The following is a 16,739-nucleotide window of genomic DNA, read 5'->3' on the forward strand; positions in this document are numbered from 1 at the left end:
ATTTTTAGCGTACATAGCGATTTTCAATTTCTTAAGGTAGCCCATGGCGCAAGCTAAAAAATCTGTTGATATCAAAAACATCCGCAACTTCAGTATCATTGCACATATTGACCATGGTAAGTCGACTTTGGCTGACCGTTTCATTCAAATGTGTGGCGGATTACAAGAGCGTGAAATGCAGGCTCAGGTCTTAGACTCGATGGAGCTTGAGCGTGAACGTGGGATTACCATTAAAGCGGCTTCTGTAACACTGTACTATACGCATCCAAATGGTCAAGAATACCAATTGAACTTCATTGACACGCCAGGACACGTCGACTTCTCTTATGAAGTTTCACGTTCTTTGGCTGCATGTGAAGGTGCTTTGTTGGTGGTCGATGCTGCGCAAGGCGTTGAAGCTCAGTCTGTTGCAAACTGCTATACCGCGATTGAGCAAGGCTTAGAAGTTCTTCCTATTCTTAATAAAATCGATTTACCGCAGGCTGAACCTGAGCGTGTCATCCACGAGATTGAAGAAATTATCGGGATTGAAGCGACTGATTCACCAACCTGTTCAGCAAAAACAGGCTTAGGCGTTGAAGGTGTATTGGAGCGTCTAGTTGATGTGATCCCTGCGCCTGAAGGTGAGCGTGATGCGCCACTACAAGCTTTAATTGTTGACTCATGGTTTGATAACTACTTAGGTGTTGTCTCATTAGTTCGTATTAAGCAAGGTCGTATCCGTAAGGGTGACCGTATGTTGGTTAAATCGACAGGTCAAGTACACCCTGTGACTTCTGTCGGTATTTTTAATCCAAAACATACCGAAACAGATATGCTTGAAGCGGGCGAAGTAGGCTTCGTGATTGCAGGGATTAAAGATATTTTTGGTGCGCCAGTGGGTGATACCATCACACTTGCATCAACACCAGAAGTGGCCACTTTACCTGGATTTAAAAAGGTCAAACCTCAGGTTTATGCAGGTTTATTCCCAATCGATTCAAGTGATTTTGAACCGTTCCGTGAAGCTTTACAAAAACTTCAAATCAATGACTCAGCGTTGTTCTTTGAACCTGAAAGTTCAGATGCTTTAGGTTTTGGTTTCCGTTGTGGCTTCTTGGGTATGCTACACATGGAAATCGTACAAGAGCGTTTAGAACGTGAGTATGATTTAGACCTCATTACTTCAGCACCTACCGTAATTTATGAAGCATTGACCAAAGCAGGCGAAACGATCTACATCGACAGCCCGTCAAAAATGCCAGATGGTTCAACAGTTGAAGATTTGCGTGAGCCAATTGCTGAGTGTCATATCCTTGTTCCTCAAGAATATTTGGGTAACGTCATGACGTTATGTATTGAACGTCGTGGTGTTCAAAAAGATATGAAATTCTTGGGTAATCAAGTATCAATTACCTTTGATATTCCAATGGCTGAAGTGGTCATGGACTTCTTTGACCGCTTGAAATCATGTTCACGTGGTTTTGCATCTTTAGATTACAACTTTGTACGTTTCGAAAGCGCAAGCTTGGTGAAAGTTGATGTCTTGATTAATGGCGATAAAGTCGATGCTTTAGCTATGATTTGTCATCGTAATGATGCCCGTTACCGTGGTAATGCTCTCGTTGAAAAAATGAAAGAATTGATTCCACGTCAAATGTTTGATGTTGCAATTCAGGCAGCGATTGGTGCGCAGATTATTGCGCGTTCAACTGTGAAAGCAATGCGTAAGAATGTGTTGGCAAAATGTTATGGTGGTGACGTATCCCGTAAGAAAAAATTGCTTGCGAAACAAAAAGAAGGTAAAAAGCGTATGAAGCAGGTGGGAAGTGTTGAAATCCCACAAGAAGCCTTCTTAGCCGTTTTACAAGTTGATAAAAAGTAAGTGTCTTTAGGAAAAGTCCATGGATTTTGATTTTAATTTGATCCTCGTTCCCGTTACCTTGATTTTGTTTTTTGTTTGGGTACTCGATAAAGTCAAACTCAAGCAAAGAGCCAATAAAGGGCGAGGCTATGAAAACGTCATTATTACATGGGCTTATGATTTTTGGCCAGTATTAGCAGCTGTTCTGATCCTGCGTTCATTTTTATATGAACCATTTAATATTCCGTCTGATTCTATGGTACCAACCTTAGAAACAGGTGATTTTATTTTGGTCAATAAATTTGATTATGGCATTCGCTTGCCTTTGATCAATAAAAAAGTGATTAATGTCGGGGAACCCCAACGTGGCGAAGTGATCGTTTTCCGTTATCCATTACAACCTAGCATTAGCTATATTAAACGTGTGGTGGGTTTACCGGGCGATCGTGTGGCTTATCATGATGGCAAACTATTTATTAATGGTCAGGCTGTTGCAACAACAGTCACGCCATTTAGTCGTGAAAAAGATCAGTTGTCGTCATTTCAGCCAAAATATACCTATGAAACCTTAGGTACGCATAAGCATTTGGTTCGTCATTTGGAAGGTCGTGACCCTTTAATTGAGCAATACAATTATGCAATGAGTCAAAATCAGGCGAGTGCGATTCCATTTGTTGCCAATCTGAATAAGACTTTTGTACAAAGTGATGGTAAGGCTTGGGAGGTGACCGTTCCTCAAGGACATTATTTTGCGATGGGCGATAACCGTGATGAAAGTGCAGATAGTCGTTTTTGGGGATTTGTACCTGAAGAAAACTTAACTGGACGAGCTTTTTATGTTTGGATGCATAAAGAACCAGGTTTACATCTTCCAAGTTTTTCTCGAAATGGTAAAATCAGTTAAAAACCAACCTGAATAATCTGGATTATGGATAATAAAAATGCGTAAATTTCAACATGGGGCATCGTATAGTACTTTTCTACTAGGGGTAATTGTCGCGTCAATGATTTTAAAGATCGTCGTGGCAATTTGGCCTGCTTATTGGGATGACCACATCATCAATAAGCAAATCGAATCGACCTTGCTAGAAAATGATTCAAATCTGACACCTTCTAAATTTATTTCAAATATGAATGATAATTTGTCAAGAAATAACATCAATGATTTAAAGATGGAAAATATTGCCAAAGTATCTAATGATGGTGGACAATTACATGTAGCAAAAAGCTATCAAATACGTAGCCATTTGTTATTCAATATTGATTTAGTTTTAAGCTTCGAGAAAGATTTTGATCAAAGGACAGTCAAAGCTAAGTAATTTTCGCTTAGCTCAGTACATCGGTTATGAGTTTAAACAGCCTGAATTATTACAGCTTGCTTTAACTCATCGCTCGGTGAGTCACAAATATAACTATGAGCGCCTAGAGTTTCTAGGCGATTCATTGTTGGGTATGATGATCGCACATTACCTTTATCATGCCTATCCGCATGAAAATGAAGGGCGTCTGACGAGAATGCGAGCAACATTGGTCAGACAAGAAGCTTTAGGAAAGATCGCCAATGATTTGAAACTCAGCCAGTATATGATTATGAGTACGGGTGAGTTAAAATCAGGTGGACATCATCGAGAATCTATCTTAGCAGATACAGTTGAGGCCATTATTGGCGCGATTTATCTGGATTGTGCTGATTTAGAGGTTCTGAAAAAAATTGTTCTAAAATGGTATGCACCTTATTTTAGTCATATTGAACCAACGGACCAGCTCAAAGATCCAAAGTCGCGTTTACAAGAATATTTACAAGCACACAAAAAACCTTTACCTGTGTATGAAGTGACGGATATTCAAGGCGATGCGCCGAATCAGCATTTCAAAGTTGTGTGCAAAGTGGAAGATTTTCCAATAACACTGGGTGAAGGTAGCAGCCGACGTTTTGCAGAGCAGTCTGCAGCGGCTGAAATTTTAAAATTATTGGAGCAAAAAACAGCATGACGATGTCATCTGATCAACAAGACGATCAACCTGTGAACCCTGAAAATTCTGATTTGATCAATCAATTTTTTAGTTCACAAAGTGCCGCGCTGCCTGCTGACTTCAGAAGTGGTTTTGTAGCAATTGTTGGACGTCCGAATGTCGGCAAGTCGACTCTCATGAATCACTTGCTAGGACAAAAGCTGTCAATTACGTCACGTAAACCACAAACAACACGCCATAAAATTATCGGTATTGACACTCGTGAAAAGTCACAAGCGGTTTATGTTGATACCCCAGGGATGCATAAAAAAGAAGTCCGCGCCATCAATAAAATGATGAACCGTGCTGCACATTCAGCATTGCGTGATGTGAATCTTGTGCTATTTGTGGTTGATGCACAAAAATGGACACAGAATGATGATCTTGTCCTTGAAAAATTACAAAATGCGCAGATGCCTGTCATTTTGGTCATCAATAAAGTCGATACGCTTGAAGATAAAAAATCACTGTTACCTTTGATTCAAGAGCGTACTAAGCTGATGAAGTTTGCAGAAATTGTTCCTGTTTCTGCATTACGTGGTGCAAACCTTGATCATTTACGCGATACGATCGAAAGCTATTTGCCATTTTCTGAGCCATTGTATTCACCAGACCAAATTACTGATCGTTCAGAGCGTTTCTTGGCAAGTGAAATCATCCGTGAAAAAATCATGCGTCAATTGGGGGAAGAACTTCCTTACGATTTGACTGTGCAGATCGAGTCTTTCCGTACCGAAGAACCGACCGTACATGAAAAAACAGGTCGTTTGAAACCAGCATGTACTTATATTGATGCGACCATTTTTGTAGAACGCCAAGGTCAAAAAGCCATTGTCATTGGTGATAAAGGTGCAAAACTGAAACGTATTGGTATGGATGCACGTGTTGATATGGAAAAAATGTTCGAACAGAAAATCATGCTGACACTTTGGGTGAAAGTCAAAGGTGGCTGGTCTGATGATGAACGTGCATTGAAAAGTTTAGGTTATAGCGATATTTAATTGCTTCGCTATAAGAGGGGAACAGCATGATACGAATAGGTATTATTTTAGCAACTGTAATTTTATTGCAGGGGTGTATTACTAGTATTGTGACTGTTCCCGTTAAAGTTGCTTATAAAACCACCAAAGGTGTGGTTAAAGGAACAGCCGCTGTTGTGCGTGCTGTAACCCCTGATGGGGATGATGATAAAGACAAATCTAACGATCAAGAAAAACAAAAAGATCAAGAGAAAAATTAAACAGTTTCATGCGCAATGAAGTCTTACATGGGTATCTCATTCATCACCGAAAATACCGCGAACGTAGTCAGATTGTTCATATCTTTAGTCAAGAATATGGGCGAATAGATGGCGTATTGCGACAAAATTCGCCGCCACAATATCAGCCATTACGCTTACAGGCTTCTGGCAAATCAGAATTAAAAAACTTTAGTCATCTGGAAATTCAGTCCCAACCGATTTTTTTTCAAGGGGATGCTTTCTTTTGTGGCTTTTATCTGAATGAATTGATTTTACGACTCTGCCCATTAGAAGAAGCCTTGCCGCAGAGTTTTTTGCAATATGCATCGGCAGTCCAAAATTTACAGCATTTAAATCTGCAAACCGAAGCAGAAAAACCTCTATTTTTAAAGCAGATTTTACGTCAGTTTGAGCATGTATTATTACAAGAATTAGGCTATGCAATCGACTTTTCAAAAGATGCCAACCAAAATGATGTGCTGCCGAATGCACATTATCAATTTCAACTGACAGAAGGTTTTTTACCTGTCGTCAGCCGAAGTTCAGCAAGTTTGCAAGGCGAGCTAATTTTAAGCATGCAAACACATATTCAGGGTAGGGATTTTTCTGCACAGCAGTTACAATGTCTCACCAAGCTTTACCGACAAATGATAACCGCACTTTTGGGTGATCGACCCTTAAAAAGTCGGCAGTTGTGGATACAGCATCGTTAAGTTCAGAACTAAATAGGAAATACGTTATGGCTGCCTTACTGGGTGTAAATATTGACCATGTCGCGACTTTAAGACAAGCTCGCGGAACTCAATATCCTGATCCTGTCAAAGCTGCACTGATTTGTGAGCAAGCAGGTGCAGAAGGAATTACTTTGCATTTGCGTGAGGATCGTCGTCATATTCAGGATGATGATGTACGCCGCATGCGCCCAGCTTTAAAAACACGTATGAACTTGGAACTGGCTGTGACCGATGAAATGGTGGCATTTGCCAAAGAAATTCAGCCTCATCACGTGTGCTTTGTTCCTGAAAAACGTCAGGAATTGACTACAGAGGGCGGTCTAGATGTTGTGGGTAACTTTGAACATGTCAAAGCCGCTACCCAAGAACTGACAGCAATTGGCTGCGATGTGTCATTGTTTATTGATGCGGATGTTGCTCAAATTGATGCAGCGGTTGCCTGTGGTGCACCAACCATTGAACTACATACAGGTGCTTATGCCGATGCAGAAACTCCCGAAGCACAGCAGCACGAATTGCAACGTATTATTCAGGGCGCTGAATATGCGGCATCAAAAGGCTTGGTGGTCAATGCAGGACATGGTTTGAACTTGGAAAATGTGGCACCAATTGCAGCAATTCCACAAATTCATGAATTGAACATCGGACATTCAATTATTGCAGACAGCGTATTTGTGGGCTTAGAACAAGCCGTACAGCAAATGAAAGCGGCAATTCAGGCAGCGAGTGCATAATGTCTACACCAGATTATGACGAATTGATGCAGCCAGTGATCGGTTTTTTGGGTTGTGAAACACCCAAAGCATGGCTGGATGAAGCACTCAATAACCTAGAGTTGTTGATGCAAGACCATGCCAACTGTGAAAAGAAGGCTGCGGGCACAGCCATGAACCTGATGTTTCGCTATAGCTTCTTTACCGATTTGCAAGTAAAACTGGCACAGTTGGTTCGTGAAGAAATGCTGCATTATGAACAGGTGTTGGAGTTCATGGCAAAGCGTGGTCAGGAATGGAAAGCGGTCAGTGCAGGGCGTTATGCAGGTGGTTTGCGTAAAGAAATCCGTACCTATGAGCCTGAGGCTTTAATCGATGTTCTGATTATCGGGGCATTTGTGGAAGCGCGTTCTTGTGAGCGTTTCTATGCTTTGGCACCCTTGGTGGATGAAGAATTAGGGCGTTATTATCGTTATTTGCTTAAGTCTGAGTCACGCCATTATGAAGACTATTTAGCGCTTGCGCTCGATGTGGCAAAAACTGCGAAAATGAAAAATCCTGAAGAGGATATTCAGCAGCGGATTGCTCAGATTCGTGAAGTAGAGAAAAATCTAATTCAAAGTCCAGATGATACGTTCCGTTTCCATAGCGGTGTGCCTGCTACAGTTGCGGCATAAGTCAGACATAAAAAATCCTCTCCATGTGAGAGGATTTTTTTATGAGGTTTAATTTAAGAGCGGCATAGCCCACTATAACAAGCGATTAAGGATTATAGGCTTTCTCATTGTGATCGCTAACATCAAGTCCTTGCTGTTCTTCTTCAGCGCTGACACGTAAACCGATCGTTTTATCAATAACAGTCAAAATGAGCCATGTAAAGAAACCACAATAGACAACGGTTAAACCAATTCCCATAAGCTGGATAACAACTTGTGAGCCGATGGCTAAATTGGCAATGTTACCGCCTAAAGACGGTGCAGCAAAAATACCTGTGAGCACGCCACCGACCATACCGCCAATACCATGCAAGGCAAAGACATCGAGTGCATCGTCAAAACCAAATTTACGTTTTAAACCAGTGACTGCGAAGAAACAGCAAACACTGGTGATCATACCGACAGCAATCGCACCGAATACACCGACATAAGCTGCGGCAGGGGTGATACCCACCAAGCCCGCAATCGCGCCAGATGCGAGACCCAATGAAGTAACGTGACCAGCCACCATTTTTTCAATGAACATCCAGCCGACGATTCCACCGCATGTTGCAATCATGGTGGTCATGAGGACAAGACCCGCTGTAGTATTAGCTGCCAGTGCCGAGCCGACATTAAAACCAAACCAGCCCGCCCAAAGTAGCGCAGCACCAATCATGGTAAAGACTAGATTGTGTGGTGGCATAGAGGTATTTGGCCAGCCTTTACGTTTGCCGAGAATGAGTGCACCGACCAAGGCTGCAACCCCAGAGTTGATATGTACCGCTGTACCACCTGCAAAGTCGAGGACACCCCAGTTGTGCATGATGGCACCAGCACCACCCCAAACCATGTGTGCCAGTGGGCCATACACAAGAATGAGCCAAAGAGCGCCAAATAAAACCACTGCGCTAAACTTCATGCGCTCTGCATAACCACCAACGGCAATTGCAGGGGTAATCATGGCAAAAGTCATCCCAAACACTGCAAGTACATATTCGGGCACACCTGCAATTAACGTATTTTCATTAATCCCGACCATAAAGGCTTTGCCAAAGCCCCCAACAAAACTGTGTAGATTGAGGGAACCTTCGGTCATGCCTGTGGTATCAGCTGCAAAGCTGTAAACAAAGCTGACCCATAAAATACCGACAACAGCTGCGATGGCAAAAAACTGCGAGAAAATGGACAGGATGTTTTTAGAGCGAATCATCCCGCCATAAAATAGTGCCAATCCTGGAATAAACATGATCAGTACTAAAATCGCTGAAATCATGACCCAAACGGTAGATGCAGCATCGAAGGGTGCATCGGCAGCAAATGCGTAGACAGGGGTAAACAGCAGGCTCCCCAAAGCCAGTTGAATCAAAGAACGGGAATTCATAGATCCCTCCTGTTTTGCGATAAATAAGCGAGATGCGGATTATTTTTAAATATTCTTTTAAAGAATATTAATTTCATTTTGGTTATAAGCAATTCTTGTACCAGATTTTATAAAATCTTAATTTAATAAAATAATTTATAAATCAAATGCTTATTTAGGGTGGTGTGGATGTGAAATAGATTAAAAGTGTGACAAAGAGAGGACAAAAAATGTGCATAAATCAGAAGGTATTCAGTGTGTGCAACCAATTAGCGCAAAAAAATCGGGCAGAAGTAACCCTCTGCCCGAAAGAAATAATAACTGAGTTTTAGTTATAGGCACGCTCGTTATGATCGCTGAGATCAAGACCTTTTTCCTCTTGTTCATGTGAAACACGTAGGCCAACGGTTAATTCAATCACTTTGAAAATGCCCCATGTGCAGACTGCGCTATAGACGACTGTCACCACAATTCCAATCATTTGCGCAATAAACTGTGTACCAAAATCAAGACCTGTGATATTGCCGCCCAAGAGTGGTGAAGCAAAGATACCCGTTAAAATTCCGCCAACCATCCCGCCAATACCGTGTAAGGCAAAGACATCAAGAGAGTCATCAATATTGAGTACATTTTTAAGGCGAGTGACTGCGTAGAAGCACACCATGCCTGTGATTAGTCCGATGGCTGCTGCACCAAATACGCCAACATAAGCCGCCGCAGGCGTAATACCGACCAAACCTGCAATTGCACCAGAAGCAAGCCCTAATGAGGTGGTGTGTCTGTCGAGCACTTTTTCAATGATCATCCAGCCTACAATGCCTGCACACGCTGCGACTTGGGTATTCATCATGATTAAGCCTGCACTTGCATTGGCTGCCAGTGCCGAACCGACATTGAAACCAAACCAGCCTGCCCAAAGTAAACCTGCACCGATGAAGGTGTAGACCAAGTTGTGTGGGGCAATATTTTGAGTTTTCCAGTCTTTACGACGTCCGATGATCATCGCACCAACCAGTGCGGCAATGCCTGAGTTGATATGTACGGCTGTCCCGCCTGCAAAGTCGAGTACTCCCCAGTTGTGCATGGCAGAACCGACACCGCCCCAGACCATGTGTGCCATAGGTGCGTAAACAATCGTTGTCCATAAAATCACAAAAATGACCATGGCACTAAACTTCATCCGTTCTGCATAGCCACCCACGACAATTGCAGGGGTAATCATGGCAAAGGTCATACCAAACACCGAGGTCACATATTCAGGAATATCGCCCATTAACGACTGGTCGGTCACTCCATGCATAAAGGCTTTATCGAAACCACCGACAAAACTGGCAAGGTTAAATGTTCCTTCTTGCATGCCTGTAGTATCGACAATCATGCTGTAAATATGGGTAATCCACATCAGCCCGATAATGCCTGCAAAGGCAAAAAACTGGGTACAGATTGACAGGACGTTTTTACTGCGCAGCATACCGCCGTAAAACAAAGCCAACCCTGGAATAAACATGATCATGACAAAGACGATCGATGTCATGACCCATGAGGTCGATGTTTGGTTCAATGTTGCTGTTTCTGCTGCCTGTGCAAAGTGTGGCGACAACAATAAACAACCCAATACTAAGCTCGAAATAGAACGGATATTCATATTTCTCTCCTCGTGTAATGATCACAATACGTTGCGTTTTGCCGAAACAAAACATCCATTTTTTGCAGATTGCCCAGTTCACACTCGGCAATCAGGAGAATTAAAAAACTTAGGCACGAACCCGAGTACGTTCAGGATCGTAAAACGGTAAATTGACCACTTTGGCTTTCAGGCGTTTCTTTTGCCCGTCGAGTTTGCCAATTTCTAAAGTGGTTTCAGCACTGGCGTATTGCGGGGCAACCCGACACAGTGCAATCTGTTTTTTAAGTAAAGGGGAATTGGTGGCACTGGTGACGACACCGACTGGGTAACGATCGACATAAATCAGGTCACCATGTTCAGCTGCTTCATTTTGTTCTAAAACCAAGCCCACCAATTTGTGCCGACTTTGTGCGGTCTGATTTTGCATGGCTTGCTTACCCAAGAAGTCTTCTTCTTTACTTTTTAATGGAACGGTAAAACCAATACCTGCTTCAAAAGGATTGGTTTGAGCATCGAACTCATGTTGTGCAAAAATTAGACCTGCTTCGATGCGCAGCATATCTAGCGCAGCAAAACCCATCGGTGCAATTTCAAAAGCTTGTCCTGCCGACCAGATTGCATCCCAAATCTGTTCAGCATGAGTCGGATGACACCACACTTCAAAACCTAGTTCGCCAGTGTAGCCTGTGCGTGACACCATGACAGGAATGCCTTGGGCATTGCCCAAACGTCCGAGCGTGAAATGAAACCATGCCAGTTGGTCGAGGTCGGGTTGATGTTCAGGTGTCCAGATCAGTTGCTTGAGTAGCTCACGGCTGCGAGGTCCTTGCACAGCAACATTGTGAATCTGATCTGAAGAATGTCGAATACTGACCCGATAACCGAGTTGTTGCGCTTTTTGTTTCAGCCATGTGCCTGTGTATTCATCACCACAGACCCAGCGAAAGTTGTTTTCCCCCAAACGGAAAATCGTACCGTCATCAAGCATGCCGCCTGTTTCAAGGCAAATCGCAGAATAGACAATTTCACCAATTGCGAGTTTGCGGACATTGCGCGTCAGCATGTATTGCAAGAAACTCTCGGCATCAGGCCCTGTAATTTCAAATTTGCGTAAAGCGGTAAGGTCGATCATTGCCACACGTTCACGACACGCCAGATACTCGGCTTTGGCTCCCCAACCATGATATTCATCAGCCACCCAATACCCATGATATTCAACGAGGTGCGAGGTTAGTGCAGCAATACGTGAATGAAAGCCACTTTGTTTGGTCATGCGGGGCATCTCCTCAGGATGAATACGGTACAGTTGGGAACGTGAAAATTGTTCGGATTCGGCATAAATTCGCACATGAATATCACTCGGAACCCAACCGTTGGATGGGTCGATGTCGTCAGGGCATGCCGATGAAGCACAGAGCAGGTCTTTGTGTGCACGTAGCAAAATATAGTCGCCTGCACGTGACCACGGTTCGTCCATGCTGATGCTGCCGCAAGCTTCAACTTGGGTGTTGTAGAAAAAATTGATCGCAGGCCATGCGGCTTTAGGACTCAAGCCGAGTGGACTTAAAATACGATTAAAGTTGTCGGTACAGGAGATGTGTCCAAAGTAGCCACTGTCTTCATAAAATTTCGGGCTACATGCAGTCAGGAACATATCATGTCGCCCCACGGTGTCTTGAACCACCTCAACCAAGGCTTGCATGTCTGTGCCATAAAAGCGTGAGTGAATGCCAGGCGTTGGGGTGCTGTGTCCAAGTAGGGTGCGAGTTGCAACAGCATCCAGTCCGATTTCCTGACCATGTTCCAATGCTTTTGCATCGAAGGCGAGAAAGTCTGAACACTGCTTGCCTGACACATCAATAATCTGAATCCATTGTCCTGCCTTGACGCTATAGGTTTTGGCACTGGCTTTGCCCACGCGGATCTCCTGAATCGGCTGTGCCAGTGGTGCAGGTAAGTATTCAGTTTGGGCTTTGGCTTTATGGATGATGGCTTGAACTTCATCAATCACATCTTGCTGATCAACTGACATGTTTTTGCCAGTGTTCAGTAAAATCACGGCACTGTTTTCGGCAGTACGAAAACGGACATGTTCAGTCTGTTGTATGCGAAGCACCACGTCTAAATCGGTTTGAGTAATCTTAAATTTTTGCAATTGGTCTTTAAGACGCTGAGCAACGCTGTCTTGTTGTACAAGTTGTTCAAGCGTTTGTACGGCTGTTCCAATACTGATAATGCCATTGGGGCTAACCAGTTGTAGCAAGGGTAACTGGATTTTACCGTGTGCATTTCGCACCAAGATTTCGATCCCTTGACCTGCTGGAAGATTCAGTTCTAATTCATCTTGAGCTTCAAGTGACAACAGCAGAGCCGATTGCGGATCAACCCGTAACTGAATCTGTTGCAGCGGAACCTGTAAATGGAAAAACTGCTCAGTTTCGACTGAGAGATGTTGTGGTAAATTGCCCATATGCATTGCCTTTGCGCTGTTGTCCTCACTCGCATCACCACATGCAGATTTGCCTGTCGCCATGCCTGAATGAAATTCAATATCGCCAGTTCAAAAACAGATCACAATTGCCCAGAATGATTACCCCCAATGAGGTAAAGCCTGATTTTGGCATGAATAATGCTCAAATTTTATAACTATTAAGAATAAAAATGGGGCAAAGATGCAGTGGATTGGGCAATACGATACGGAGCGGCAATGAAAGCTTGGCAGTCTTGGTCACAGGTCTGGCACAAGCGCCGTACAGCGACAGATGCAGCAGAAACCTCGCTGCAACAGCAACTCTTTGCTGCACGATATGAAAGTCTGCTGTTTCGACTCATGCTGAATATTGCCCGTGTCGAGCAACCCAATTCACAATTGCCTGAGTTACTGCATGACCTGCAACAGCAGCTCAATGGCACTTTTGCAATGCAGCATGTGCCAAAACTGTGCCTTGTGTTGTGCTATCCATTTACGCAGGAATGTTTTATTTACCATGCTCAAGAGACTCAACTTGAGCGACAGGATTTAAACCAGATTCAGTCGGTTTTACTGAATCAAACTTACTATGCACAGTCTAAGCTTGAAAACTTGCTACAGATTCAAAACCATCAGGCACGTTTGTTGGTACTCGGACAAGAAGTGGTGGTCTGGCGGGTCTATGTGCAGCAGACGAATACGGTTGATCGTGATATGCAACATTATCTGCAACAACTGGATGATGCCTTGCAACAAGGCTTTCAGCATTGGATTGAGCAACAACAAAAACGACAGGCGATTTTACTCAAAGAACGCCGTGAATTTGCCGCAGAACTGCATGACAGCATTGCACAAGTCTTGGGCTTTTTACGCTTGAAGTCGGCACAGTTGCATAGCCTGTGTAAAAACCAGTCAGCTTATAGTGCCTTGTTACCACTCAGTGAAGACCTTGCCAGTTATACTCACTACGCCTATCAGCAGACACGCGAGCTAATTACCGCCTCACGCTTGGCCTATCAAGAACTGGATTTTGCTTCGGCACTGAATAAAGTCATGGATGAGTTTTCTCACCAGTCCAGTATTTCCTTTGAATTGGACAATCGGGTGGCACATTTCAAAGTCAGCGCCAAACATGCCATGCAACTGCTCTACATTATTCGGGAAAGCCTGAGCAATATCGTGCGGCATTCTCATGCTTCGAGCGCGCAGGTACGCATTGAGTATTTGAATTCGGGGGCATTGCAAATCTGTATTTGTGACAATGGGCGTGGCATTCAGTTACAAAATAAACGTAGTGACAGTTTTGGTTTAGAAATTATGCAGGAACGGGCGGAACGGATTGGCGCAGAACTACGTTTTGTTGCTAATCAGCCGCAAGGCACCTGCGTCATATTGCTTTTGGAACAACATTAGAGGAAGGTCGTCATGTGTAAAGTCAGTATTGTCGATGATCATGCGTTATTTCGCCGTGGAGTTGCAGACATTATTCGGCAGGAACAGGGTTATGATGTGCTTGCCGAATATGCTTCGGGCGCAGAGTTTTTGCAGGGCTTATCTGAACAGTATCCTGATGTGGTGCTGCTCGATTTGCAAATGCCAAATGAATCGGGCTTGGAGATTTTAAAGCACATTCGTCAGACCGATCAGGAACTTAAAGTCATTATCTTAACAGCTTGTGAAGATGAACAAGTGGTGATTGATGCGATTCAATTGGGGGCAAATGGCTTTTTGCCAAAGGACACCTTGCCCGAGGTGATTTTGCAAAAATTGCATGATGTCTTGGATGGACAGATCATTTTACATGGGCAAGGCGTGAATATTTTGGCGCGACAAGTGCGCCGTGTGCAGCCGCAGCTCAGTGAAACCGAATCTTGGGAAATTGAACAACAAGAACAACAGGATTTGGCGGACATGACCGTAAGGGAAAAAGAAACCTTGTTGCTGATTGCCAAGGGACTGAATAATAAACTGATTGCACGCGAACTCGGCATTAGTGATGGTACGGTCAAAGTCTATGTCAAAAGCTTGCTGCGTAAACTTAGTGTGCATTCACGTTTGGAATTGTCCGTGTGGGCGCATCAGCATCTGAAATCATTGCGAAGTTGAGGTGACTATGCTGAAACTGTTTCGCCGTCCCGCACAGGTTTATCCCTTGCAGTTGTTACACAGCTATTGGTCACCTGTATTTGATCGTTTCGCCGAAGCGGTACTGATTGTCGACCAATACCTCAATATTTATAAAAGTAATATTACGTGGCAGCATTTTAGCCAAAGTGACATGCAAGACCTGAGTTTGTCTTTATATCCAGAAGATGTGCATAAACTGAAAAGTCTGCTGAGTTCACCACAGCTTACGGAAAGTTGTCGGATTCGCCTGAGGGATGCACAGCAGAATTTACGTTGGTTTGAACTCTCCGCCAATTATTTGGTGAGCCAGCCTGAGACACAGCAGTATTATTGGTGTTTGTTGCTCTCCGATCATACTGAAAAAATTAAACAGCAATATCGACAATCGGCACAGCAGCGCAGCCTGAATGATCTGATCAAGCGCTTACCGATGATGCTGTACCGTTCACGCAATGATTTTGACTGGACGATGGAATATCTGAGTGATGGCTGTGTGGACGTGACAGGCTATGCTCCAACAGAGTTACTCAATACGCCTCGTTTTGGGCAGATGATTCACCCAGATGATGCCCCTTATGTCTGGTCATCTGTGCAAGATGCGCTGAATCAAAAAGGAATCTTTGATGTGATTTACCGAATCTTGCTCGATGGTGAGCAGGTGGTTTGGGTGCAGGATCTCGGTTGGGGCGTTTACTCAGAAAGCGATATGATTTTGGCAGTTGAAGGTGTGATTTGGCGCACTGCGGAGCAGATGCCTGAACCCATTATTGATTCAATATCATTAAAAAAATAAATTAAAATAATCTATAATGTTAACGCATTTCTTAAATAGACTGCTTTTATAACGGTTTAGAGATTCTTTTGTGCTGTTTTAGCCGTAAAAGAGACTAAAAAATAACAATAAAAGCTGTTTCATGATTATAAATCACAATCCACTCAATAACAGGCAGTGGATTTTATTTTTGGGAAAATTTCATGTTGCTGATGCATCCGTTGACCAATCAAACATTCAAAATACTCGGACTTTTGATTTTATCTTGTATATTGACTGCCTGCGATCAGGCATCTAAATCCGTCAGCGATTCAAAAGAAAAAAACTCAGACAAACCAAAATTTGAAATTCCTAAAGACCAATATGGCTTAGAGTATTGGGTTGGGAACTTGGGTGGAAAGCCTGTCAAGTTACCTCAAACTATTTTTAAAGTTTGGGAATATGATGACTCGCCTGATCTATGGGGCGGTACAGAAGAAGAGAAAAAAGCGTATAAAAAACGACCAGAAACCTATGACTCCGTCATGGCAGACGTGAGTTTTGAAATGCGTTATACCGATGGCATGCTATATGAGCCTTATTATAAAACTCCACCAAAATCTAGAGACCTATATCGAGTTGAACATGACCGAAATGATAGTAAGTGGTTACGAGTCAATATCAATGCAGGGCGGCGTAGTGGCGGATTAGACTTAGATGCATTGTGGGGGAGTATTATGACAAAAAAATCCTATCCTACATCTAATTATCATGCCACAGGTAAAGAATTGTATGGGTTGTCTGAATATAGGTTAGATCAAATACCTGATTATGGTGTTTCTGAAGATATCTATATGCATAAAAATAATCAGGGTCATGTAACAGCAGTTATTTACTGTGCCAATCTTGCACGCAGACCAAATTGTGAACACAATTTTTTATTGTTACCTGACTTTAAAGCAAAAGTCGTTGTGCGTTATAGACGGTCAAATTTAAAAGACTGGCAATTAATACAAAGTCGGGTTAAGCCTGTTTTACAGCAATATGTTGTTCATTTAAATCATAAGAAATCTCAATAAATAACAGTAGAGAATAAATCATGAATACTCGACAGACACTGACCTTAGCGCAGATCAAAGCATATCTTAGTGATGTAGATTTAT

At 43.0% G+C, this 16,739-nt stretch carries 16 protein-coding genes; 13 read left to right on the forward strand and 3 right to left on the reverse strand.

Features of this window, described 5'->3' with window-relative positions:
- Window positions 1-43: 43 nt before the first annotated feature.
- The 9 genes from lepA to LVY74_RS03920 are packed head-to-tail and all read left to right on the forward strand — an operon-like array spanning window position 44 to window position 7,220.
- Window positions 44-1,864: a translation elongation factor 4 gene (lepA, locus tag LVY74_RS03880; RefSeq protein WP_237813916.1), complete on the forward strand. Its 1,821-nt coding sequence runs from the start codon at window positions 44-46 to the stop codon at window positions 1,862-1,864.
- Between the two features lie 19 nt (window positions 1,865-1,883).
- Window positions 1,884-2,747 (forward strand): signal peptidase I, encoded by an 864-nt coding sequence (lepB, locus tag LVY74_RS03885; protein ID WP_237813917.1) that lies wholly within the window; start codon window positions 1,884-1,886, stop codon window positions 2,745-2,747.
- Between the two features lie 37 nt (window positions 2,748-2,784).
- Window positions 2,785-3,162, forward strand: a complete 378-nt coding sequence (locus tag LVY74_RS03890; protein ID WP_237813918.1) for a DUF4845 domain-containing protein — start codon at window positions 2,785-2,787, stop codon at window positions 3,160-3,162.
- A complete protein-coding gene (rnc, locus tag LVY74_RS03895; RefSeq protein WP_237813919.1) occupies window positions 3,134-3,835 on the forward strand; it encodes a ribonuclease III in 702 nt (233 codons plus the stop codon). Before LVY74_RS03890 ends, rnc begins: the two co-directional genes overlap by 29 nt.
- A 2-nt stretch (window positions 3,836-3,837) precedes the next feature.
- Window positions 3,838-4,857, forward strand: a complete 1,020-nt coding sequence (gene era, locus LVY74_RS03900) for a GTPase Era (protein ID WP_237814105.1) — start codon at window positions 3,838-3,840, stop codon at window positions 4,855-4,857.
- 26 nt (window positions 4,858-4,883) lie between these two features.
- Window positions 4,884-5,096, forward strand: coding sequence for an NF038104 family lipoprotein (locus LVY74_RS03905; RefSeq protein WP_237813920.1), 213 nt, complete (start codon window positions 4,884-4,886; stop codon window positions 5,094-5,096).
- 8 nt (window positions 5,097-5,104) lie between these two features.
- Window positions 5,105-5,809, forward strand: coding sequence for a DNA repair protein RecO (recO, locus tag LVY74_RS03910; RefSeq protein ID WP_237813921.1), 705 nt, complete (start codon window positions 5,105-5,107; stop codon window positions 5,807-5,809).
- Between the two features lie 26 nt (window positions 5,810-5,835).
- The gene (gene pdxJ, locus LVY74_RS03915; protein ID WP_045793329.1) at window positions 5,836-6,564 is read left to right on the forward strand and encodes a pyridoxine 5'-phosphate synthase; all 729 of its coding nucleotides are present in this window, start codon (window positions 5,836-5,838) and stop codon (window positions 6,562-6,564) included.
- On the forward strand, window positions 6,564-7,220 hold the full coding sequence (locus LVY74_RS03920) for a tRNA-(ms[2]io[6]A)-hydroxylase (protein ID WP_151710417.1): 657 nt from the start codon (window positions 6,564-6,566) through the stop codon (window positions 7,218-7,220). The genes pdxJ and LVY74_RS03920 overlap by 1 nt, the downstream gene beginning before the upstream one ends.
- Window positions 7,221-7,305: 85 nt before the next feature.
- Here the strand turns inward: LVY74_RS03920 and LVY74_RS03925 are convergent, their stop codons facing one another.
- From LVY74_RS03925 to LVY74_RS03935, 3 genes are all read right to left on the reverse strand, one after another.
- Window positions 7,306-8,622 carry an ammonium transporter gene (locus LVY74_RS03925; RefSeq protein WP_237813922.1) on the reverse strand — a complete coding sequence of 439 codons (1,317 nt, stop codon included), beginning with the start codon at window positions 8,620-8,622 and terminating at the stop codon, window positions 7,306-7,308.
- A gap of 307 nt (window positions 8,623-8,929) precedes the next feature.
- The gene (locus LVY74_RS03930) at window positions 8,930-10,246 is read right to left on the reverse strand and encodes an ammonium transporter (protein ID WP_237813923.1); all 1,317 of its coding nucleotides are present in this window, start codon (window positions 10,244-10,246) and stop codon (window positions 8,930-8,932) included.
- A gap of 109 nt (window positions 10,247-10,355) precedes the next feature.
- Window positions 10,356-12,761, reverse strand: a complete 2,406-nt coding sequence (locus tag LVY74_RS03935) for a DUF1989 domain-containing protein (RefSeq protein ID WP_237813924.1) — start codon at window positions 12,759-12,761, stop codon at window positions 10,356-10,358.
- 174 nt (window positions 12,762-12,935) lie between these two features.
- On the opposite strand from LVY74_RS03935, the gene LVY74_RS03940 reads away from it, so the two are divergent.
- From LVY74_RS03940 to LVY74_RS03955, 4 genes are all read left to right on the forward strand, one after another.
- Window positions 12,936-14,111: a sensor histidine kinase gene (locus tag LVY74_RS03940; RefSeq protein ID WP_237813925.1), complete on the forward strand. Its 1,176-nt coding sequence runs from the start codon at window positions 12,936-12,938 to the stop codon at window positions 14,109-14,111.
- A 12-nt stretch (window positions 14,112-14,123) separates the two neighbouring features.
- On the forward strand, window positions 14,124-14,804 hold the full coding sequence (locus tag LVY74_RS03945; protein WP_237813926.1) for a response regulator: 681 nt from the start codon (window positions 14,124-14,126) through the stop codon (window positions 14,802-14,804).
- Window positions 14,805-14,811: 7 nt separating this feature from the next.
- Window positions 14,812-15,618, forward strand: a complete 807-nt coding sequence (locus LVY74_RS03950; RefSeq protein ID WP_237813927.1) for a PAS domain-containing protein — start codon at window positions 14,812-14,814, stop codon at window positions 15,616-15,618.
- A 182-nt stretch (window positions 15,619-15,800) separates the two neighbouring features.
- Window positions 15,801-16,655 (forward strand): hypothetical protein, encoded by an 855-nt coding sequence (locus LVY74_RS03955; protein ID WP_237813928.1) that lies wholly within the window; start codon window positions 15,801-15,803, stop codon window positions 16,653-16,655.
- Window positions 16,656-16,739 lie beyond the last annotated feature (84 nt).

The sequence above is a fragment of the Acinetobacter sp. ME22 genome (assembly GCF_022012315.1).
Taxonomy (GTDB): domain Bacteria; phylum Pseudomonadota; class Gammaproteobacteria; order Pseudomonadales; family Moraxellaceae; genus Acinetobacter; species Acinetobacter brisouii_A.